At 47.2% G+C, this 22,741-nt stretch carries 20 protein-coding genes; 13 read left to right on the top strand and 7 right to left on the bottom strand.

The genetic code is table 11. From position 1 onward, the window contains the following. Positions 1 to 6 precede the first annotated feature (6 nt). From LLH06_RS04650 to LLH06_RS04640, 3 genes are all read right to left on the bottom strand, one after another. Positions 7 to 879: a DMT family transporter gene (locus tag LLH06_RS04650; protein ID WP_228172099.1), complete on the bottom strand. Its 873-nt coding sequence runs from the start codon at positions 877 to 879 to the stop codon at positions 7 to 9. Positions 880 to 1,330: 451 nt separating this feature from the next. Next, entirely contained in the window at positions 1,331 to 3,202 is a 1,872-nt protein-coding gene (locus tag LLH06_RS04645; RefSeq protein ID WP_228172098.1) for a CocE/NonD family hydrolase, read from the bottom strand. A gap of 78 nt (positions 3,203 to 3,280) precedes the next feature. After that, positions 3,281 to 4,471, bottom strand: coding sequence for a phosphoglycerate kinase (locus tag LLH06_RS04640; RefSeq protein WP_317206716.1), 1,191 nt, complete (start codon positions 4,469 to 4,471; stop codon positions 3,281 to 3,283). A 312-nt stretch (positions 4,472 to 4,783) separates the two neighbouring features. Between LLH06_RS04640 and LLH06_RS04635 the strand changes: the two genes are divergently transcribed. Beyond that, the gene (locus LLH06_RS04635; protein WP_228172097.1) at positions 4,784 to 5,311 is read left to right on the top strand and encodes a glycine zipper domain-containing protein; all 528 of its coding nucleotides are present in this window, start codon (positions 4,784 to 4,786) and stop codon (positions 5,309 to 5,311) included. A gap of 70 nt (positions 5,312 to 5,381) precedes the next feature. On the opposite strand, the gene LLH06_RS04630 is transcribed toward LLH06_RS04635, so the two are convergent. Continuing rightward, positions 5,382 to 5,816: a GNAT family N-acetyltransferase gene (locus tag LLH06_RS04630; RefSeq protein ID WP_228172096.1), complete on the bottom strand. Its 435-nt coding sequence runs from the start codon at positions 5,814 to 5,816 to the stop codon at positions 5,382 to 5,384. A 103-nt stretch (positions 5,817 to 5,919) separates the two neighbouring features. Here LLH06_RS04630 and hemW point away from each other — a divergent pair, with 103 nt between their 5' ends. From hemW to LLH06_RS04610, 4 genes are all read left to right on the top strand, one after another. Continuing rightward, positions 5,920 to 7,047, top strand: coding sequence for a radical SAM family heme chaperone HemW (gene hemW, locus LLH06_RS04625; RefSeq protein WP_228172095.1), 1,128 nt, complete (start codon positions 5,920 to 5,922; stop codon positions 7,045 to 7,047). 142 nt (positions 7,048 to 7,189) lie between these two features. Next, entirely contained in the window at positions 7,190 to 7,735 is a 546-nt protein-coding gene (locus LLH06_RS04620; protein ID WP_228172094.1) for a fasciclin domain-containing protein, read from the top strand. 155 nt (positions 7,736 to 7,890) lie between these two features. After that, positions 7,891 to 8,772, top strand: a complete 882-nt coding sequence (locus tag LLH06_RS04615; RefSeq protein WP_228172093.1) for a cupin-like domain-containing protein — start codon at positions 7,891 to 7,893, stop codon at positions 8,770 to 8,772. A gap of 53 nt (positions 8,773 to 8,825) precedes the next feature. Beyond that, a complete protein-coding gene (locus LLH06_RS04610) occupies positions 8,826 to 9,566 on the top strand; it encodes a lysophospholipid acyltransferase family protein (RefSeq protein ID WP_228172092.1) in 741 nt (246 codons plus the stop codon). A 61-nt stretch (positions 9,567 to 9,627) separates the two neighbouring features. Here LLH06_RS04610 and LLH06_RS04605 read toward each other — a convergent pair whose 3' ends face one another. Beyond that, positions 9,628 to 10,356 carry a LytR/AlgR family response regulator transcription factor gene (locus LLH06_RS04605; protein ID WP_228173261.1) on the bottom strand — a complete coding sequence of 243 codons (729 nt, stop codon included), beginning with the start codon at positions 10,354 to 10,356 and terminating at the stop codon, positions 9,628 to 9,630. A 2-nt stretch (positions 10,357 to 10,358) separates the two neighbouring features. Then, the gene (locus LLH06_RS04600; protein ID WP_228172091.1) at positions 10,359 to 11,369 is read right to left on the bottom strand and encodes a sensor histidine kinase; all 1,011 of its coding nucleotides are present in this window, start codon (positions 11,367 to 11,369) and stop codon (positions 10,359 to 10,361) included. 201 nt (positions 11,370 to 11,570) lie between these two features. On the opposite strand from LLH06_RS04600, the gene LLH06_RS04595 reads away from it, so the two are divergent. The 3 genes from LLH06_RS04595 to LLH06_RS04585 are packed head-to-tail and all read left to right on the top strand — an operon-like array spanning position 11,571 to position 13,471. Beyond that, positions 11,571 to 11,786, top strand: a complete 216-nt coding sequence (locus LLH06_RS04595) for a hypothetical protein (RefSeq protein WP_228172090.1) — start codon at positions 11,571 to 11,573, stop codon at positions 11,784 to 11,786. Then, entirely contained in the window at positions 11,780 to 12,679 is a 900-nt protein-coding gene (locus LLH06_RS04590; protein ID WP_228172089.1) for an ABC transporter ATP-binding protein, read from the top strand. Before LLH06_RS04595 ends, LLH06_RS04590 begins: the two co-directional genes overlap by 7 nt. 3 nt (positions 12,680 to 12,682) lie before the next feature. Then, complete coding sequence (locus LLH06_RS04585; protein ID WP_228172088.1) at positions 12,683 to 13,471, top strand: ABC transporter permease; 789 nt, start codon at positions 12,683 to 12,685, stop codon at positions 13,469 to 13,471. Positions 13,472 to 13,806: 335 nt separating this feature from the next. On the opposite strand, the gene LLH06_RS04580 is transcribed toward LLH06_RS04585, so the two are convergent. Continuing rightward, positions 13,807 to 16,950: a glycosyltransferase family 117 protein gene (locus LLH06_RS04580; protein WP_228172087.1), complete on the bottom strand. Its 3,144-nt coding sequence runs from the start codon at positions 16,948 to 16,950 to the stop codon at positions 13,807 to 13,809. 446 nt (positions 16,951 to 17,396) lie between these two features. On the opposite strand from LLH06_RS04580, the gene LLH06_RS04575 reads away from it, so the two are divergent. The 5 genes from LLH06_RS04575 to LLH06_RS04555 all read left to right on the top strand — a co-directional run bounded on the left by LLH06_RS04575 (position 17,397) and on the right by LLH06_RS04555 (position 22,722). Further along, on the top strand, positions 17,397 to 18,341 hold the full coding sequence (locus LLH06_RS04575; RefSeq protein WP_228172086.1) for a ribose-phosphate pyrophosphokinase: 945 nt from the start codon (positions 17,397 to 17,399) through the stop codon (positions 18,339 to 18,341). A 155-nt stretch (positions 18,342 to 18,496) separates the two neighbouring features. Then, positions 18,497 to 19,075, top strand: a complete 579-nt coding sequence (locus tag LLH06_RS04570) for a 50S ribosomal protein L25/general stress protein Ctc (RefSeq protein WP_228172085.1) — start codon at positions 18,497 to 18,499, stop codon at positions 19,073 to 19,075. 101 nt (positions 19,076 to 19,176) lie between these two features. Then, positions 19,177 to 19,737 (top strand): aminoacyl-tRNA hydrolase, encoded by a 561-nt coding sequence (pth, locus tag LLH06_RS04565; RefSeq protein WP_228172084.1) that lies wholly within the window; start codon positions 19,177 to 19,179, stop codon positions 19,735 to 19,737. A 198-nt stretch (positions 19,738 to 19,935) separates the two neighbouring features. Beyond that, a complete protein-coding gene (locus LLH06_RS04560) occupies positions 19,936 to 22,362 on the top strand; it encodes an outer membrane beta-barrel family protein (RefSeq protein ID WP_228172083.1) in 2,427 nt (808 codons plus the stop codon). Between the two features lie 12 nt (positions 22,363 to 22,374). Further along, positions 22,375 to 22,722: a Spx/MgsR family RNA polymerase-binding regulatory protein gene (locus LLH06_RS04555; protein WP_228172082.1), complete on the top strand. Its 348-nt coding sequence runs from the start codon at positions 22,375 to 22,377 to the stop codon at positions 22,720 to 22,722. Positions 22,723 to 22,741 lie beyond the last annotated feature (19 nt).

Genomic DNA, 22,741 nt, shown 5'->3' with positions numbered 1-22,741 from the left:
CAGCCATCAGGCGACCACCCGTGCCTTGCGTTTAGAGATGACCAAGCCAGTGATCACCATGGCCGAGCCGATCACTGCATATATGGTGATCTTTTCACCCAACATCAAATAACCCATCGTATACCCGAACACCGGGACCAGGTATAACCAGGCCGCTGCCGATACGGTATCGCGCTTCACCAAATATTGCCAAAGCAAATTAGCCACGAACGACAATACCAGGATCAGCCAGATCAGGCAGGCAAAAAAGTTAGTATCTAACCGATAAACATGATAAGTACCGAACAGCCAGCAAAAGGGCAATACCATGACCCCGCCCGCAAATACCTGCCAAATATTGAATACCATTGGCGATAACGGGATATCAAGCTGCGAAAAGTAAATACTGCTCAACGCATAGGCAACGATGTAGATCACTAATAGAACGATGCCCATCGGCTTGATGGTGGCATTGGGTAGTGCAGTGGCCGATGCCAGTATCAAACCGCTAAAAGCGATCAGCATCCCCACCACTTCAAACCGGGTAAGCTTTCGGTTCAAGAACAAGGACGAGAATAGGGCGATGAGCAACGGCGCCACCGCAGTGAATAAGGTACTGATACCTGCTGACGCATACTTTTGAGCGGCAAAAAAGGACCCGAGCGTAGCCGTGGAGTTCAGGAAACCGTATATCAATATCGGTTTCCACTCCTGTGTCTTTGGCAAAAAGCGATACTTACGATGAAATAGAAAGTAAGGTGCGAACAGCAGACCGGTACAGATAAAACGAATGCCCACCAGCATCAGACCATCGGCCGACCGGATGCCGAATTTAGCCGCAATGGCACCGGTAGCCCACAGGATAGCGAACAATAAACCAGGTAGTATATTCTTATTCACAGTACAAAATTAACACGAAGTCAATATTTATTTGTCCAAAAATTAAATTTTGCAATTAAGGAGCCCTTAAATTAAAGATCTTATAATAAATTTGGCTTTTGCAAAACATCTAGCCTTACAATAGGTTACTGTAAAGACCGTTATAAATGTGACGATCTGCCGGTCGACCTAAGGCAGTTAGCTTTATCGCTTCATCATAAATGATAGACCTATGAGCAAACATCTGCACTGTTCCAAATGCGCAAGGCGATACCATTACCGCATACCCACACCGGGTTTCTTGCGCGCCGTTCTTTTCTTTTTGCCGATACAAAGTTTTTTTTGCGCTAAGTGTTTAACCACCCGTTATGAACTGATCACGGAGCGAGAACTGACCAAGTATGAGATCTGACCTTAACTAACAAAGCCCTGCTATCGACATAGCAGGGCTTTGTTTTTAATATATACCTGCCTATAATACCCTCACCTTTAAAAAGCTTGGGTTGATCTTTGAAGTATACACCCGATGCGTGGCCTTCTTAAAATCAGTATCCTTTGCTTTCATGATATCCTGAAATTGCTGCGTATTGCGATCGATCAGCGGGAACCAGGTGCTTTGCACCTGTACCATAATGCGGTGACCTTTTTTGAAAGTGTGCAGTACATCCTGTAATTCAAAATTGACAGGGCTTACTTTTCCTAGCACAAAAGCCGACGGCTTATCAAAACCGGTACGGTATTTACCGCGCATACTTTCGCTGCGTACCATTTGCTGGTAGCCGGCCATCTTTACATCTTTTGCGGTGAACTTATTGTTAGATGCCGTGTCGGGATAAACATCGATCACTTTCACTACCCAATCAGCATCGGTACCAGTGGTTGATACTTTAAGATTTGCCCATATATTACCGGCCAGGGTCACATCGCGAGTCAGCACGTCGGTCTGATAGGTCAACACCTCGGGCATGGCAGCGGCAAAACGCTGATCGGCGGTCATGTAGTCGCGCTCCATATCCATGGTCTTTTTAGCGTAGTAAGGCACCGGCTTGTTCGGGTCTGATACGAACTCGTTAAAACTTTCCTTAGTAGCTACTGGTGCGGTGAAAGACAGTTTTCCGCCAGGCAAAAAGTATAAGTTCTTTTCCTTAGCGCCTGCAGGAGGCCAAACGTTGTAGGTCTTCCATTGGTTCACACCAGTTTGAAAGGTAGACACTTTTGGCAGATCCAAAGGTGTACCCTTCAGATAATGACTAAAGAACGCGAACTCGATCTTCTCGCGATAATAAGGCGCCGTCTCTCCGCCAAAGTCAACATCGCCTAAGTGGTCGCCGGCACCACGCGCCCAGCCACCATGCACCCATGGGCCCATCGCAAAATACATAGGCGTATTCGGATTCTTTGCCGCCAACACTTTATAAGTATTGATGGCACCGTAAAGGTCCTCGGCATCGTACCAGCCACCGGTCACAAGGGTAGCGGTCTTGATATCATGCAGATGAGGCAGCACATTACGATCTTTCCAATGCTGATCATAGTCAGGATGGTCCATCATCTCGTTCCACAAGCGAATGGTATCCTTAAAATATTTTACGTTGGTATTCCGCATCGAACCCATTTTCAGGAAAAAATCGTAGCCATCCTCGCTTCCCGGGTTCGGGTCAAAACGGGCGCCGCGGCGCTGGGTAGGCTTATCATCCTGACGGTTGGTGAAACCCGGATAAAAACCGAAGTTGGCCGCCAAAAAGAACGCACCATTGTGCCAGGCATCATCGCGCCAAAGATCTGCGATGGGTGCCTGCGGCGACGCGGCCACCAATGCCGGGTGACGGCTCAACAACGCTGTGGTAGTATAAAAGCCGGGATATGATATGCCCCACACGCCTACCTTGCCGTTGTTGTTCTCTACATTTTTGAGTAGCCAGTCAATGGTGTCATAAGTGTCGGTGCCTTCATCAACGTCTTTGTTGGTCTTGTGCACTTCTAGTTCGGGAGTCATCTCTTCGTAGATACCCTCGCTCATCCAGCGGCCACGCACGTCCTGGTATACAAAGATGTAACCATCTTTCATAAAGTCGGGGTTAGGACCTAAGCTGGGCTTGTACGCCTCAGCGCCATACGGCGCCACGCTGTAGCAGGTGCGGTCCATCATGAACGGATATTTTTTTGATCCATCCTTAGGCACATACACGGAGGTAAATAGCTTTTTACCATCGCGCATAGGTATCTGGTACTCATGCTTGGTGTAGTGCTCTTTTACATAAGCCACATCGGCGGGGTTTGCCCCGCGTTGCGCAAAGGCCGATAAGACGACCATGGCCAGGATCAATGAACTGAAAAACTTCATAGTGTCTAATTGCTGGACTAAACATACAAAAAAGGCCGCTTTATTGCTAAAGCGGCCTTCAGTATACTTTAAAAATTGTTATCCGTTAATGGCTTTAACACCCGGCAATTCTTTGCCTTCCATGTACTCGAGCAATGCGCCACCACCGGTAGACACGTAGCTTACGTCGTCATTAAAACCGAATTTGGATACCGCAGCGGCCGAATCGCCACCGCCGATCAGTGAGAAAGCGCCATCTTTAGTTGCTTTTACCACAGCTTCGGCTACAGCTTTAGTACCTTTCTCGAACTTTTCCATCTCGAAAACTCCCATTGGGCCGTTCCACAAAATGGTCTTCGAAGCGGTCACCACATTGCTGAACGCCGCGATCGAATCAGGACCGATGTCTAGACCCATCCAGCCTTCTTTAATATTATTGTTCGGTGCGGTCTCGGTATTGGCATCGTTCGAGAACGCATCAGCGATCACCGAATCGGTTGGCAATAATAACTTAACGCCTTTGCTTTTAGCTTTAGCGATCAGTTCAAGAGCCAGTTCCAGCTTATCATCCTCTACCAACGACTTGCCGATGTTGCCGCCTTGTGCCTTAGCGAAAGTGTAGGCCATACCACCGCCAATGATCAGGTTATCTACTTTCTCAAGCATATTCTCGATCAGCAACAGCTTGTCGCTCACCTTGGCACCACCCATAATAGCGGTGAAAGGTTTAGCAGCGCCGTTCAATACCTTTTCGGCATTTTCCAGTTCGGCAGCCATCAGGTAACCAAAGTACTTGGCATCAGGGAAGAACTGAGCGATAACCGCTGTAGAAGCATGTGAACGGTGAGCGGTACCAAATGCATCGTTCACATATAGATCGCCCAACTTTGATAGTTTCTCGGCAAAGTCCTTATCTCCTTTTTCTTCTTCTTTGTAAAAACGAAGGTTCTCCAACAACAACACTTGTCCATCTTTTAGCGCAGCGGCTTTATCAGTGGCTTCAGCACCAATGCAATCATCAGCGAATTGTACCTCAGTGCCCAACAATTCAGACAGGTGCGATACGATGTGTTTAAGTGAATATTTTTCGGTAGGACCTTCTTTAGGGCGGCCCAGGTGCGACATCAAGATCACGGCGCCACCATCGGCCAGGATCTTTTTAAGAGTAGGCAACGCCGCAGTGATGCGGTTATCGTCGGTTATGTTATAGTCTTTGTCAAGCGGAACATTAAAGTCGACCCTGATAAGGGCTTTTTTTCCGGCAAAGTTCAATTGATCGATAGTTCTCATAAATATCAGTACTCAAAAGTGAGTTGCCAAGATCACAAAAAAGTTCCACATACACCCAACTAATTATTAAAAAGTGTTTAAACAACACTAAGTTAGGCATTGACCACTACGTTGAACATATTTTGCGTCAAGCCATAGTCCGAAGTATCCATTCAAACATTGACCCGTCCGCTGCCATACTTAATTGTAGGGCAACTACTTATAACGTGATCATCACTACGGGTTGTAAATTTTGGCAACTAAATTGCTATATGTCGCTTGACCTTTGCCACTTACTTGGGTCTTACATTCATTACACATTAAAACTCTATTATGAAACAGTCAGTTCGTGTAGTATTAGCTACAATAATTTCGGTAAGCTTATTTGCATGTAAATCAGCGAATAAGTCGGACACAGTAGATAGCGCAGCCATTGCTGCTGCCGCCATTAAAAAGGATTCGGCAGCCAGAGCCGACACCGCAGGACTTGCTGCTTTTAAAGCACAGAAAAGACAACGTTATGAGGACAGTTTGAAAAGCGTAGGTGCTGCCCGTGAGCGTGTGGCCCGTACCACCACTACCAGAACAACAAGATCATCGTCAGGTACGCGTACCTCGTATGCCGCGTCAGGTTACGGTGCACGTAGCACCTACAGTAACCAAACCACTGTGAAAAAGAGCCATGCCGCACGTAACGGTGCGCTGATCGGTGCCGGTGCAGGTGCCTTAACAGGTGCTTTGGTCACTAAAAAGAACCGTGGCGTAGGCGCTCTTATCGGTGGTGTGGCCGGTGCGGGTGCTGGTTTCGGTGTAGGTAAGATCATCGAGAACAAGCAAAAGAAAAAACAAGAGCAGCAATAATAAATTGCACTATAAACCAAAAAAGCGACCAATAATGGTCGCTTTTTTGGTTTATGCTACTTACCACATGTTATTGTATCTTCAAATACATCACATGGTGCGGGCCAATGCCCGGTATATCGAACTCGGGCGAGATGACCTCGAACCCGGTATTACTATAAAAACTTACCGCCACTTTGCGGGCATTGCACCAAACGTAGTTCACTTTCTGTCCGCGCAGGTAAGTGACCGCAAAGTTCACCAACTGCGTGCCCACGCCCTTACCCTGATACTCTTTCAACGTGGCCATGCCACGTAGCTGATAACCACCACCAGCGAACTCACCGTAACCTTGCGGATGGAACGAGGCGATACATGCCAGCTTATCTCCATCAAAATAGCCAAGATGGAAACTATCAGGATGATCATCGCCGGCAAATCGACATTCGTCGAGAGTCAATCTTCCTTCTCTTAATATCTCGTTCCGGATAGGCAATACTTCATCTGCCGTTATAAATTTGATCATGTTTAGCTTATGTATCTACCGCAAAGGTAACAAATGATGTGACGATGCCGGCCGCATTCACCTACCTGAACGTTCCCAAAATTTCGGCGTATCTTTGCCGCTGATGGCAGGCATCTATATACACATCCCGTTTTGCAAGAAAGCTTGCCATTACTGCGATTTTCATTTCAGCACCTCACAAAAGTACCGGACCGAGATCGTGCAGGCGCTGACTCACGAGATCTTGCTGCAAAAACAGTACTTGAGTGGCACAACGATCAATACCATCTATTTTGGTGGTGGCACCCCATCGTTACTGACCGATACCGAGATCGGTCACATACTGGACACCATCACCCAGCACCATACCGTGGCATCAGATGCCGAGATCACGCTGGAAGCTAATCCTGATGACCTGAACAGGGAGCAGGTGAAGGCGCTTCGTTCCACTGCGATCAACCGTTTCAGCATTGGCATACAGTCCTTTTATGATGAGGATCTGAAATGGATGAACCGTGCCCATGTGGGCGCCGAGGCCGAAGCATCAGTAAAGCGCGTGCAGGATGCCGGGTTCGAGAACATCACGGCCGACCTGATCTACGGCTATCCCATGCTTACCGATGCCAAGTGGAGCCATAATATGAATATGCTGTTCGATCTGGAGATACCACACCTTTCAGCTTACTCACTCACAGTCGAACCACGCACGGCGCTGGCATCGTTCATCAAGCGTAAGCAAGAACCGCCATTAAGCGATAGCCAAAGTGCCCAACAATTCAGCTACCTGATGGAAAGAATGGTTGAGCAGGGATTTGAGCATTACGAGATATCCAACTTTGCCAAACCTGGAAGATACTCACGTCACAACTCTAACTACTGGAAAGGTGTACCCTACCTCGGTATCGGCCCATCAGCACACTCTTTCAACGGTAGCACCCGGCAATGGAACGTGGCTAACAATGCGGCTTACCTTCAGCAATTAACACAACGTAAGATACCCGCCGAGATCGAGGAACTGACCATGACAGACCGGCTGAACGAGTACATTATGACCTCGGTACGTACCATGTGGGGGCTTGATCTTGATCACCTTAACACCCTCCAAAGTGGCGCTGCCGATATATTGATCAAGGAAGCAGAGCGCTTTTTTGACAAGGAATGGCTGATGCAAAGCGGCCGCGTGTTAACGCTTTCAACCGCTGGCAAGTTGTACGCCGACCATATCGCAGCTGAGCTTTTCTTTGAAGAATAAGCAGCGCGAGCGTGCGTAACGTAATTGCCCCTCGAACAGTTCTCAAAAAAAGCACTCCCAAAACAGCTACTAAGTTCTTCAAATTAGGAGAACCGAAAACAATACCGCTGCGTAATTCTTCATAATTCGACACAATCTGAATATGAAAAAAATGATGATCGCGGTATTCGCTTTAGTAGCTATAGCGACCGCAACCGTAAAGGCGCAAACCGTAATGGTAGGTGGTGCACCTATGTATCCTACCAAAGACATTGTTGATAATGCAGTGAACTCTAAAGATCATACCACCCTGGTAGCTGCTGTAAAAGCCGCAGGCCTGGTAGAGACCTTGAAAAGCGCAGGACCGTTCACCGTATTTGCGCCTACTAACGAGGCATTTGACAAACTCCCTAAAGAGACCGTACCAACCCTGCTGAAACCTGAGAACAAGAGCACGCTGACCAAGATCCTTACCTACCACGTAGTAGCAGGCCGCATCAGCGCTGCCGAACTGATGGCCAAAGTAAAGGCCGGTAATGGCAAAGCCGAATTGAAGACCGTAAGCGGTGGTACCCTTACCGCTATGCTGGACGGAAGCAAGCTTTATTTGGTTGATGAAAAAGGTGGAAAGTCATGGATCACTATCCCTAACGTGTTCCAAAAGAACGGCGTGATCCACGTAGTGAACACCGTGTTAATGCCTAATTAATTGCTGGCATATATTAAGATGTTTTAAGGCAAGGCCCGGCAGCGAAAGCGTCGGGCTTTGTTACTTTTACGTCAACTAAAGATCAAAAGTAAACTTGATAGACAGGCCTTTTTAAAATTAATTAGATTTGTACGTTAATTTGATGTGAATACACTATGGGTTTAAAGCTGTCGCCTATTGATCGGGTCGATAATATAACTAAAGAGGATTTTATCAAGAACTACCTGGAGCCGCGCCGGCCATTGGTGATCCGCAAGGCTACCGAGAACTGGCCAGCATTACAGAAATGGACCTTCGACTATTTGAAAGAGGTAGTTGGCGACCAGATCGTTCCGCTGTATGACAGCTCAAAGGCCGACCCAAGTAAAGCCATCAATGCCTCGGCAGCCGAAATGAAGTTCGGTGATTACATCGACCTCATTCAGAAAGAGCCTACCGACCTGCGCATCTTTTTATTTGACCCTATTAAACAAGCTCCTAAGTTGCTGGAAGATTACCGCTCACCTAAAGACCTGATGGGTGGTTTCCTGGATAAATACCCCAACATGTTCTTTGGCGGTGCAGGTTCCGTTACGTTCCTGCATTACGATATCGACCTCGCTCACATCTTTCATACTCATTTCCACGGTCGTAAGCACGTCATGCTTTTCGACTATAAGTGGAAGGAGCGCTTGTACGGCATTCCGTTCGCTACCTATGCTTTGGAAGATTATGACATCGAGCATCCTGACTTTGATCGCTTCCCGGCGCTGGATGGTATAGAAGGTCAGGAGACGATACTGGAACATGGCGAGACCCTGTTCATGCCTACCGGCTACTGGCACTGGATGAAATACCTTGACGGATCTTTCTCTATTTCACTGCGTGCGTGGGACAAGTCGTGGGCCATTAAGGCTAAAAGCTTGTACAACCTCACCATACAGCGCAAGGTTGACAGCTACTTGAAGAAGCGTTACAAAAAACGCTATATGGACTGGAAAGAAGGTTTGGCTATTGAACGCGCCAACAAGGCACTGGCTGCAGGGGAGCCCAAGTAAACGGCTGACCCACCCGTACATAGCTGAGAATTTTTTATATTTGGGGTTCAGTTATGCGTAAACTCCTCGGATATATCTTATCAGCTATCCATTATGTGGTATTTGGAGCATGGTTGGGCATATTTCAACCTATCCAATGGTTATGTTACCGGCTTGGCGGTTATGCACCGCATAAACGCTCGGTAGATGTTTTGAATGGGCTACTTACCAGCACTTACTACCTGCTGGGTAACCGGGTAACGTTCACCAACCGCCAGGACCTGCCTGTGGACCGGCCCATCATTTTCATTGCCAATCACCAAAGCATGTATGATATACCGCCGCTTATTTACTTTTTGCGCAAGTATCATGCTAAGTTCATCTCTAAGATAGAACTCACTAAGGGTATCCCTTCCATATCATACAATCTAAAAGTAGGGGGCGGCGCCAACATTGATCGTAAAGAGCCGCGCCAGGCCATTATGGAGTTAAGTAAGCTGGGCGTACGCATGAAGGAGAATAAATGGAGCACGGTGATCTTCCCTGAAGGAACACGCTCTAAGGATGGCCACATGCGTCCCTTTCAGACAGCAGGTATAGCTACCATTTTAAAAAAATGCCCAGATGCATTACTGGTTCCTGTGGTGATCAACAACGCCTGGAAAATGGTTCGTTATGGCATATATCCATTAAGCACTTTTGAACACCTGACCTTTGAAGTATTACCACCGGTAGAGCCCGCTGGCCGCCCGATCGATGAGCTGGTAACAGAGGTACAGCAAGCTATCGAGAAAAAGATCGTGTTCAGCAAATGATCAAGGGTCTCCAAAAAGGCCCTATCTCTTGCGGCTGAAATTCTGCTTCCTGACCCTCTGATCAAATATTTTTTTCCTCGATCATCTTGAAGAATTCATCACGGTAAGTGTCGCCAATGGGAATCACCTTATCGCCAATAAAGATGCGGCTGCGCTCGATACTGTCGATCTTGTTTAGCGATACGATGTATGAGCGGTGTACACGGATGAAATGGCGTTCGGGCAAAGCATCCTCCACCTTTTTCATGTTCTGCAAAGTGATGATGCGCTCGTTGGGCGTAAATATGGAGATGTAATCCTTCAGCCCCTCAATGAACAGCACATCGTTCAGATACACCTTTTGGATCTTATGCTCCGTTTTAACGAAGATGAAATCGTTGGATATGTCGGAACGCTCGGGTTGTGGTTCTTCTTTTTCTACCGGTTTTGCGGCAGGGAACAGGCTCGCCTGCACCTTTTGAGCGGCCTTGTAAAAGCGATCAAAGGCGATGGGCTTAAGCAGGTAATCGATGGCATCCAATTCATAACCTTCCAAAGCGTATTGCGGGTACGCAGTGGTGATGATCACCTTGGTACGGCCATTGGCTATACGCATGAACTGTATGCCGGTAAGCTCGGGCATTTGCACATCCAGGAACACCAGATCCACCCCGCCGGCCTGCACCAATTGCAATGCCTCTATGGCGCTTGTGGTAGCTTTAACCAATTGCAGGAAGGGTATCTTGGAAATGTAGTCCTCTATCACATGCAGCGCCAACGGCTCATCATCCACTACAAGGCATTTGATCATGGTCATAAAATTAGTGATAATTCGCAAGTATAGTGATCGGCCGTGTCATTAATATTCAAATGGTACTGACCCGGATATAGCAGTTTCAGGCGGCGTTTCACGTTATTTAAGCCGATGCCTCCGGCGGCATCTCGGTTTAGCAGGTGCTTCTTATTGTGCATGTAAAATTGCAGATGACCATCGTCGACCTTGATCTTGAGCTCGATGGGTGAGTGCTCGTCATTTGCTACGCCGTGCTTGAAAGCATTCTCGATGAACGAGATCAGCAGCAACGGCACGATCTGTTGATGGGTAACCTCCCCTTCCACACTGAAATTGATATAAGAGTTACCGAACCGGATCTTTTGCAGTTCAATGTAGTTCTGCAAATAGGTGATCTCTTTCTCCAGGTCTACCTTGTTATCGTTCGATTCATACAGCATATACCGCATTATCTCGGATAGTTTAAGGATGGCTTCGGGGGTATTGTCGGCGCGCTGATATGCAAGTGAATAGATACTATTAAGCGAATTGAATAAGAAATGTGGGTTGATCTGCGAACGTAACAAAGCCAACTCGGCAGTAAGACGCTGGTTCTCCAGATCGCGTTGGATACGTTCGTTCATGAACCAATCGACCGTAAAATGCAGCAGCATGCTCAGCAGCACGAATATCACACTGGTGAAGCAGGCACTGGTGAAGTAATTGATGAAGGCTACCGGCTTGCCTTTGCGATCGATGAGCAGCAGATCACGAAAACCATAGGCGACCCCATATTTGATGAAGCCTACCCCAACAATGATGAGTACCAGCAGCAGGAAGTATTTTCGATACGTCTTTTTATCGAGAAAGTTGGGAATAAGTACTAAATAGTTGGTGTAGAACAACCCGATGTTGATCATACCATACCCAATGAAGGTCACTACCAAATAGAGCGTGCTGATCTTAGTATTGGTGCGGGTGATGTACATGATCAGCGATATCATCGTGATCCAAAACAGGGAATGCCAGAATACTTGCCAGCTCTTTTTCATCGGAATAAATATATGTTTTAAGTCATAATACAGCAGCAACTTTATTCATACACCCATATTTTGCCGATGAACTGCCTCCCCTGCTCGATGAACACTTTATTACCTCTTGTTGACCGTTCATCTATGAACACGGGCAGTTGGTCTAAATAAGTTTTGCAGGTTAAACCTTTGATGTTTCTTTGTATCATCAAGATCACAACAATGAAAAAGTTCATCACTAACCTGAATCCGTTTGTACTTTTAATGATACCAGTACTTTTCGCCCTAATCGTGGGCGTTAGCTACCAGTTCGAGCTTCCGGAGCATTTTGCCGCTCAAAGCAAAATGGACCAGATGGAGCATGCTACCTCACTGTTCAGCAAAGGACTGCACTTGGCCAAGGCCGTTTGCTCGGTAGCAGGTGGTAAGTTATGGTAATCAGTACACATGACCTGAACTTTTACTTTGGCGACCAGCTTGTTGTAAAAGACCTATCTCTGCAAGTACCCGAGGGCAGCATATTTGGCTTTTTAGGCCCCAACGGTGCAGGCAAGACCACAACTATAAAACTGCTCCTGAGCCTCTTAAAGATACAAGAAGGCAGTATCCAGATATTTGGCGAGGAGCTGCAAAGCAACCGCATCAAGATCTTGCGCCAGGTAGGCTCATTGATCGAGCAGCCCGCCATTTACCATCACCTTACCGGTAAAGAGAACCTGATCAACCGTGCCCGCTTACTGGAGATACCCGTAAGCCGTGCTAACGATATGCTTGACCTGGTACAACTGGGGCAGGCCGCTCATAAAAAAGCAGGCAACTACTCGTTAGGTATGAAGCAGCGCCTGGGCATTGGCCTGGCCATGCTGGGTGACCCCAAGCTGTTGGTATTAGACGAACCTACCAACGGACTTGACCCCAACGGCATCATTGAAGTGCGTGAGTTGCTGGTGAAATTGGTGAAAGAGCAAGGCAAGACCGTCTTCGTATCAAGCCATTTACTGGCCGAGGTGGAGCGTATGGCCACGCACGTTGGCATCATTAACCATGGCGCCATGTTGTTCCAAGGCAGCATAGCCGAACTGGAAGGCATTAGCCAACCGATGGTACAGGTAGAGACCGACAACACGGTCGACGCTGCCAACTTTTTGAAAAAGAATGGCCGCGAGATCAGCCAGGTGACCGACCACTTTATCACCTTGCCATTCGTTAGTAAAGATGATATGGCCGCCATTAACGCCAACCTGCATAATAACGGCCACAAGATCTACAGCATTAACAAAGTGCAAAAAGACCTGGAGCAACTATTCCTGAACATCACTAAACAAGCCTAAGCCATGAAAGGATTCTTACTCTCACTGCGGTCCGAGTTCTATAAGAGCCGCAATACGCTGGGCTTTTGGAGCGCTATATTACTGCCGTTCGCCATCATCTTTTTAGAAAGCATCGGTTTCTTCCTAAAAAGTGATAAGCTGGCCGCCGCGCCGCCAAAGGAACTATGGGGACAATTTGCAGGTATACCGATGGCCGTAATGGGTTCGTTCCTATTACCGATGTATGCCGTTTTTGTAGGGTACTCGGTCAATAACATCGAACACCGGTCAGACACGTGGAAGACCTTGTTCACCCTGCCTATACCTAAATGGAGCATTTACAGCGCTAAGTATGTGTACGCCGTGATCCTGGTATTTGTCGCGTTGGTATTATTCGCCCTGTTCACTCTTGGTTTTGGCAACCTGCTACACTTGCTCAAACCACAATTGAGATTCGACGGATACCGCGAGGAGATAGCGCGAATGCTGGCCGAGGTATATTTTAAATTGTTCCTGGCGTCGATGGGCATCTTGTCTATCCAATTTTTGCTAAGCTTGCTTTGGAAAGACTTCCTAAAGCCGATGGGCTTAGGCTTTGTAGGCGTGATCGTTGGCAGCATATTGGTACGCTGGGAGTACTCGTACTATTTCCCTTACTCTCAACCATTAAGAGCCATCATGACCATGGGAAAAAAGGTACGCCCACAAGATGGTGTAGACCTTTTTACTAAAGAAGTAGCCGTGAGCCTGATCATTGCCGCAGTGGTTTATGTGGCAGGTTACTTCATCGTACTACGCAAAAGCATTAAATAACGAACACACACCTAACACTATATCACAAACACAACAACAATGGAAAAGGCCCCTGATCAGGGGCCTTTTCGTTTAGCCTTATTCCCGCGTTCGATCAATCCTCCCTGGTACCGTTAGATAAACTACTCGTCGTCTGCGATCATCATATTCGTAGCGTTGCATTGAGATTTGGTTACGCTAACAGTTATCAATATGACCTCGTATTGCACACTTCTTCCAGCAGTTGATCACCGTTAACTGATACTAAGCTACGGCATGGCGTCACTACCAACAAAAAAGGCCCGGCGCCTTTAACGGGCCGGACCTTTATATCCTATTCGGTAGTGTTTGGCTGCTTACTGCCCTAACACGTTACCAAATTTGCTTTCATAATCCTTGAATTGTTTGCTAAGCTTATCAGCCAGAGCCTTTTGCTGGTGCAGGCTGGTTTGCTGGGCAAGGCCATTCAGCATATACATGCTCAGTTGCACATCGCGCTGGTTCACTTCGCCACCGCCATGCTGAACGATGTTGTAGTTATAATCAAGCGCGTTAACGATGTACTTATCTAATTGCTCGGTCCACTTATCGGCGATCTGCGTTTGGTTTAGATCAAAAGCGGTGCTGGTCAGGTAATATTTACGCAAGGCTATCTCCGCATAAATGATCTTTTCAGGCATCACCTCTTCGTAACGCTTCAGTGCTTTGATGGCCAGATCGGTATGGCCTTCCTGACCTAAATGGCTTACCAGCGAGTTGAACTGCTTTTGAATGATCGGGAAGAACATCGTGGTCGACTCATGATCCAGGTATTTGGCGGTCTTCATGTTCCCCCATTTGTACTTGGTCATCATGTTGTTGTACATGGTCATGGTGTTCACCGGCTCAGGTGCGTTAGCAGCTGTATCCGGTTTTAAAGGCTGCAGGTGGTATACAAAGCCTTCATCATGCAGGTACTTGTCCATACCCATCAGGTTATCACCACCAACGGTGATGGCAAAGTAGATCGGGCGTTTCCAGTTATTGTGAGCCAGTATATCCAGCATGGCCAAATTATCCTTGGTCACGTAGTTAGAGTTGAACTTCCAGGCCATCTCCTTTACCACCTGGTCCTTTTTATCGGCAGGTACGGTACCGGTGCTTACCACTTGGTTAGGGTCTATGGTGATCTTGAAGTTTTTAGTAGGCAGGTAGTTGGCGGTCATGCCGTTCTCATACTGCACCTTGGCTTGCTGATCATCAGACGTCATGAAGTCAAACACCTCTTTCACCTCGGTGGTATCGGTCACGTTCATCTGATCGTTCCAGTAAATGATGTCGCGTATACCGGCGGCGAATTTTTCGTTCGGCATGGTGATCGGCAACGGTGCCGATTCATTCATCTTTTGCTTCATCTGGCGGATGTACCAATCGGTACCCAGCAAGCTCAGGTTCACGATCCTCACATCAGGGCGTACACCTTCTACCTCCTGTGCGTACCAAAGCGGATAGGTATCGTTATCACCATAAGTGAACAGAATAGCATTAGGTGCGCATGAGTTCAGGTAATTAGCGGCCATATCGCGTGGGGTGGTCTTGGTAGAGCGGTCATGGTCATCCCATTCCTGAAAGGCCATCAGCACCGGCGCCGCCAGCAAGCAGATCACCGAAGCGATCACCGCGCTGGTCTGAGCGTTCTTGACCACTTTTACCAAAGCATCGGCCACGTACAAAACGCCCAGGCCTATCCATATGGCGAACACGTAGAACGAGCCTACATAAGCGTAATCACGTTCACGTGGCTGCAAAGGGTTCTGATTGAGGTAAAGCACAATGGCCAAACCGGTCAAAAAGAATAACATGGCCACCGTCCCGGCATCGCGCTTATTACGCTTAAAGTGGTAGATAAGGCCCAATATGCCAATGATCAACGGCAAGCAGTATAAGCGGTTGTAAGAGTTACTCTCGGTAACTGATGATGGGAACGCTTTGAACCAATCAAGCGGACTGATCCAGTTACCATCGGTACCTTTGCTGTTGTTTTGCCCGTCCATATCATTGGTACGGCCTGCAAAGTTCCATAAAAAGTAACGGTTGTACATTTGATGCACCTGCCAGCTGAAGAAGAAACCTAAGTTCTGCTTCATGGTAGGCTGCTCCTCCTGCCCCATTTGTAACCACTCGCGGTAAAAGCTTACACGCCCTGCGTCGCTATCGAATATACGCGGGAACAAGGTATTACGATCGTAGGAGGTCTTCATTTTACGGCCGGCCACCTCATATTTGGTAGCGCCACGGCGGTAAATGGTGGCACCTTCGGTCTGCTCCACCGGTTTCGAATCAAAGTATTGGCCGTAAAGTAAAGGTGTTTCGCCGTACTGGTCACGGTTAAGGTAGCTGTTCAGTGCAAATGCATCCTGAGGGTCACTGTTGTTGAGGTTGGTCCCGGCCTTGGCACGGATCACGATCATCACAAATGAGCTGTAACCCAACAAGATGAACAAGGCGCAGATCAGCACCATATTAAGGGTATAGCGTTTTTGACGCGCCTTAAGTACATACTCCAACAGGGCCAGTACCGCCACAGCAGCGATCACACCCACAAAACCACCGCTGATACCCAACGCCAGTATGAAGGCTGAAACAGAAGCTATCAGGGCTGGCTTTGAACCATTGATAGAGAAATATATACCAGCTACCAAAGTGATCACTACCAACAGGTAAAAGATGATCGCACCGGTGTTAAAGCTAAAGCCAAGGGTATTCACGAACAACAGATCCGCATAGGCCGCGCCTTTAACGGTATATTGTATAACACCCCAAAGTACCAGGCCGAACACGACCACACCTACCACAAATGCCCAAATAGTGCCATTGGTGGTTACTGTTTTGGCCCTGCGGAAGTAAATGATGAGCGCGATCACCGGTATCACCAAAAGGTTAAGCAAGTGTATACCTATAGATAGGCCCATGATGTAAGCGATGAATACGATCCAACGGTCGGCACCGGGCTCATCGGCGTGGGCATCAAATTTCAGGATAGCCCAAAAAACGATAGCGGTACACATCGATGATTGTGCGTACACTTCTGACTCAACGGCCGAGAACCAGAAGGTATCAGAGAAGGTATAGGCCAATGCACCTACCAGGCCTGATGCCATGATCAGGATCATATTGGTGGTGTTCAGGTCCTCCGGCTTTTTGATCAGTATCTTTTTAGCAAGCATGGTAATGCTCCAGAAAAGGAACAGTATCGTAGCGGCACTGGCCAGGGCCGAGGCCATGTTGGTCCAGTAGGCCACCTTGGTCACATCACCGAACGATAGCAGCGAGAACGCTTTACCGATCATGGTGAACAGTGGCGCACCCGGCTGGTGAGCTACCTGCAAACGGTATATACAGGCGATAAATTCGCCGCAATCCCAAAAACTGGTAGAGGGTTCGAGCGTAAGAGTATAGGTAATGGCCGCGATCAGGAACGTTAGCCAACCTAACAGGTTATTGGTCTTGGTATAGTTCATATCCAAATTATTCGGTCTTGCTGTTATGGTTTCAACTGCCGAAATTAATAAAACATTATTTAGGTTAACCCAAATTGTTGGCCTTTAACATATTTTAACGGTTAGTGTCAGGCAGTTAAAGTTGATGCATAAATTTTTTGAAAAATTATTTTGAGGATGTGGTTTTTCGTCTTACATTTGCATTCCATTTCGGAGAGAACATCAACGAAAAGAGGATTGTCCGATAGTATAAAGGTAGTACGACGGTTTTTGGTACCGTTTGTCTTGGTTCGAATCCAGGTCGGACAACAAAAAATGAGAATTCGAACTTCGTAATGTCGAAGTTCGAATTTTTTATTTTAGGTCAGGCTTAAAACTTGTAAGCTCCTTTTGAGCTTGAGCCAACAGCCGGGCGGGTAAATGAAGAATAGCAGTTTCGAAATTAAAAAACCGAAATAAATAATAAGATGCCCTTACAGTTTAACCCGGTAAAACTATTTGCAGGATCAGGCACTAACGAACTGGCCGCAAAGATCGCCAAGGTTTACGGCCGCGAGTTAGGCGACCTCACCGTATCAAGGTTCAGCGATGGCGAGTTCCAACCCTATTTGAACGAATCGGTACGTGGTTGTGATGTTTTCTTCATCCAATCTACCAACCCTCCTACTGACAACCTGATGGAACTTTTGATGCTGATCGATGCGGCCCGCCGTGCATCAGCCCACTATGTTACCGCCGTTATCCCTTACTTTGGATTGGCCCGCCAGGATCGTAAAGACAAACCCCGTGTAGCCATTGGTGCTAAGTTAGCCGCTAACCTGCTTACCGCAGCCGGTGCTAACCGCGTAATGACCATGGACCTGCATGCCGCACAGATACAAGGCTTTTTTGATATCCCGGTAGATCATTTAGATGCTTCGATCATCTTTGTGCCTTATATCAAAAGCCTGAACCTGCCTAACCTGACCATCGCATCGCCTGATATGGGCGGATCGTATAGGGCACGCACGTTCGCTAAGTTCTTTAATGCTGAAGTGGTGATCTGCGATAAGCGCCGTAAACGCGCTAATGAGATCGAGAGCATGACCGTGATCGGTGATGTGACCGGGCAAGACATCGTACTGATCGACGATATTTGCGACACCGCAGGTACACTGGCTAAAGCTGCCGGACTGATCATGGAGCGTGGCGCTAACAGTGTAAGAGCAGTATGTACACACCCGATATTATCAGGTAAAGCGTACGAAACGATCGAGAACTCGGCGTTGACCGAACTGATCGTGACCGACACCATTCCTTTAAAACAGGAGTGCAGTAAGATCAAAGTGCTATCGACCGCTGAGCTTTTCGGAAAGGCCATTGCCAATGTGAATGAACATGGATCGATCAGCCAGTTGTTCAGGATAGATTAATAGAGGTTCATGGTTGATGGCTCATAGTTCATTGCAACTGGAGACGAATACCTGAACTGACATAATAAAGAAATTAGCTAATGCGATGATAAGGTTCACTATGAACCATGAACTATCATCCATGAACTAAGTTAACAAGTAAAACAAATAAAAAAATGAGATCAATTGCTATTAGCGGTTCTCTTAGAGAGAACGTAGGGAAACGCGATGCCAAAGAGCTGCGCTACCAGGGTTTGGTACCAGCTGTATTGTACGGTGGTGCTACTCAAACACACTTTGCAGTTTCAGCTGCCGACATGAAACCGGTTATTTACACTCCAGAGGTTCAGTTCATCGACCTTGATATCGCTGGCACTAAAGCTCAGGCGATCATCAAAGATCTGCAGTTCCACCCGTTGACCGACGAGTTACTGCACATCGACTTTTTACAGTTAGACGAAGCAAAACCTGTAACTATCGAGATCCCTATCCGTTTGACCGGTACTTCACCAGGTGTTAAAATGGGTGGTAAATTAGTTCAAAAACTGCGTAAACTGCGTATCAAAGCTTTACCTAAAGATCACCTTGATTCATTAGAGGTGAGCATCGAAGGCTTAGAGGTAGGTAAATCAGTTCGTGTACGTGACATCAGCTTTGAAGGTTTGACCATCACTAACACTCCTGAAGATACTATCCTGTCGATCACTACTTCACGTGCTTTGCGTCAGGCCGAGCAAGAAGCAAAAGGTAAATAATTTTTACCTGATCGCTCAGATCTTAAAAAGCCGTTGTGTACTTGCACAACGGCTTTTTTGTTTTCGTTTGTTTTGCCACATTCATTAGCTTTGCAGCCTGCATGAAATACCTGATCGTTGGACTGGGCAACATTGGCCCCGAGTATAAGGACACCCGCCATAATATTGGCTTCATGATATTGGACGAACTGGCCAAACAAGAGGGTGCCAGCTTCCATAACATGCGCCTGGCCTATTATACCGAGGTCAACCACAAGGGCCGCACCCTGCACCTGATCAAACCTACCACCTACATGAACTTGAGCGGCAAAGCGGTTAGCTATTGGATGAACCAGCTCAAGATCCCCGTGCAGAACGTGCTGATATTGGTTGATGACCTGGCCCTGCCACTCGGCACGCTGCGCCTCAAACCTAAGGGCAGTGCAGCAGGCCACAACGGGTTAAGGAACATTGAGCAGGTATTGATGCACAACGGCTATCCACGCCTCCGTTTTGGCATCGGCGATAACTTTCCTAAAGGCCGCCAGGTCGATTTTGTGTTAAGCGGCTTTGATGATGATGAGAAGCCCGAACTGCCTGCCCTGATAGATCGATCGATCGAGATGATCAAAAGCTTTGCCACCATCGGCACCGAGCTGACCATGACGCAGTTCAACAAGTAAGCCTTATTGTTAAATAACGTTAAACTTTAGTTAAAGATCGTTAAGTGACGCATGTTGTTGCGCCATTGTGCATATTTTGCACAAAATTTTAAAAGTACTGTAACGTAAGTGAGCATTTTTGCATCATAACACAAAACAGTTCATCTATTTGCCCAAGCCGTACTTTTATTACACCAGCACAACCGACTCACAAAACGTATGAAAAAAGCTTTACTAAGCACACTTGCTCTCCTTCTTTTCTCCATTTTAACTTTTGCGCAAACTGCTCCGGCTGGCAATATCACCATAAAAGGTTCCGTGGTCGATTCGGCCAAGAACGAGGCCATGAGCTACGCCACTGTAGCCGTAGTAGATGCTACCACCAACCAACCGGTAAAAAGCACGTTCACCAAGGATGACGGCTCTTTCATCCTGAGCGGCCTGGCAGCTAAGGCTTACAAGGTCAGCCTGGTGAATATTGGTTATAATACCAAGATCATCGCTTTAGATAATCCTAAAGAGATGAATGATCTGGGCAAGCTGCAAATGTCGGCCTCATCGGGTCAGTTAAAGGAAGTGAACGTTACCGCGGTAAAGCCATTGATGAAGCGTGAGGTGGACCGTATCAGCTATGATGTACAGGCCGACCCCGAAAGCAAAGTACTGTCGGCCCTTGACCTGATGCGCCGTGTACCATTATTATCGGTAGATGCTAACGACAATATCAAACTTCAGGGCAACACCAACTACAAGATCCTGGTGAACGGCAAGCCATCGGCTATTATAGCCAATAGTCCGGGTGATGTATTGAAGTCGATGCCGGCAAGCAACATCCTGAAGATCGAGGTGATCACTACCCCTCCCGCTAAGTATGATGCAGAGGGTTTAGCAGGTATCATCAATATCATCACTAAAAAAGATATGGACCAGGGTTACAACGGCAGCATCAACGCCCGTTACAATACCCTTTGGGGACCTGGCCTCAACCTGAACATGACCGTTAAGCAAGGCAAATTTGGCCTGGCAGGTTACGTAGGTGGCAATAAGCGTAATAACCTGACCAACAACACCACCAGCCTGAACGATAACTTTGGCGTATCACGCCTTACCCAAGAGGGCGAACGTACCAACGGTGGCCGCCAGGCATATGCCAGTACCGAGCTTACTTACGAGCAGGACACACTAAACCTGTTCACCGGTACCTTCGAGTATTATAACGGCAGAAACACCTCATACATTGACCAGCTGACCAACCTTGACGTGCTGGCCGGTACCAATAACGATAACCGCTACCGTGCACTCAACGATGCCTACAACCAATACCGTGGCATTAGCGGCGGTCTTAACTATCAGTTAGGCTTTAAACGAAACAAGGAGCAACTGCTTACCGCATCATACAAATACAACTTCAATGGGTTCAACCAATTCAATGATGTATCATTTGTTGAGCGCGTCAACTATCCCAACACTCAGTTCCCTGATTATCAGCAGTACAATCGCTCAGGTTCTAAAGAACATACCGCACAGTTGGACTATGTGCACCCCGCCAAAAAGCTGAACATAGAGGCCGGTGCCAAAGCCATCTTCAGGAACAACTTCAGTGATGTGCACAATGATAAACTTGACCCGGCCACCGGCCAATATGTGACCGACCCGGTACAGATCAACGATTTCAACTATCAGCAGAACGTGTACAGCTTGTATAATACCTATCAGTATAAGTTAAGCGATAAATGGATGTTCAAAGGTGGCTTGCGTTTAGAGCATACCACCGTTAACGCTAACGCAGGCATTGACCAGCGCTACTCTAACCTGATCCCATCACTATCGATCCAACGCAGCTTTAAAAGCAGCAGCGTGAACTTTGGCTATACCGACCGTATACAACGTCCGGGTATATGGCAACTGAACCCTTTTGTTAACAGCCAGAACCCTAACTTTATAGAGGTGGGTAACCCTGACCTGCGCCCGGTTGTAAGCCACGGCCTTGAGTTAACTTACAGCAACTTCAAAAAAGGTTCGATCAACCTGGGCGTGAACTATCGCTTTGCCAACAATACGGTAGAGAACATCACGACCATCAACCCCAATACAGCCGTGAGCGTGAGTACTTATCAGAACGTAGGCGCCAGCAAACGCCTGGGTGGGGATTTTAACCTGAACTACCCGCTCACTAAAAAGCTGAACGTGAACATTAACAGTCAGTTAATGCGTGTTTGGCTTAAAGGTTACGTGAACGGCGTATTTTACAGCACTAAAGGCAACCAGGGCCACATATTTTCAGGAGCTAACTACAAATTTGATAATGGTTACCGCTTAGGTTTAAACATCGATTATGATAGCCGCTACGTGATGTTACAGGGCCGTGATAACTACTGGTTCGGTTATGGCGCCAGTGCCTCTAAAGAGCTGTTCAAGCAAAAGGCTACCATATCCATCAACACCAATACACCGTTCCAAAAATTCAGGACCATCGACAATACGGTACGTTTGCCTAACTCTTACCAGTATACGGTATTCAATATGTATGCACGTCAGTTCAACATCAGCTTCAACTATAAGTTCGGTAAGCTGAGCAGCGACCTGAAGAAGAATCAACGTGGCATCAATAACGACGACGTAAGCAGCGGCGGTAGCAGAAATTAATAACTTTGCCGTATGAAAGTATATGGCATCACTAACTGCAACACCGTAAAAAAAGCGCTCGACTGGCTTAAACAGAACCAGGTAAACTACGAGTTCCACGACTTTAAAAAACTGGGCATCAGTGCCGACAAGTTGAAGGAATGGGATGATAAGGTAGGTTACGAGCGCTTTTTAAATAAACAAGGATTGACCTGGAGAGGCCTTGATGCCGACAAAAAGGAAAGCATTAAAAGTGCAGCCGAGGCATTGCCTTTATTACAGGAAAAGACCAGCATGATCAAACGTCCGGTGATCGAGGATGGCGATCTTTTACTGTTCGGTTTTAATGAAGCTGAGTATGATCAACATTTCGGGAAGTAGGCCGGTACGGCTCTAATAA

The organism is Mucilaginibacter daejeonensis, from assembly GCF_020783335.1.
Taxonomy (GTDB): domain Bacteria; phylum Bacteroidota; class Bacteroidia; order Sphingobacteriales; family Sphingobacteriaceae; genus Mucilaginibacter; species Mucilaginibacter daejeonensis.
The sequence above is the reverse complement of the archived record's forward strand: the minus strand, read 5'-3'. Positions and strand labels throughout refer to the sequence as shown.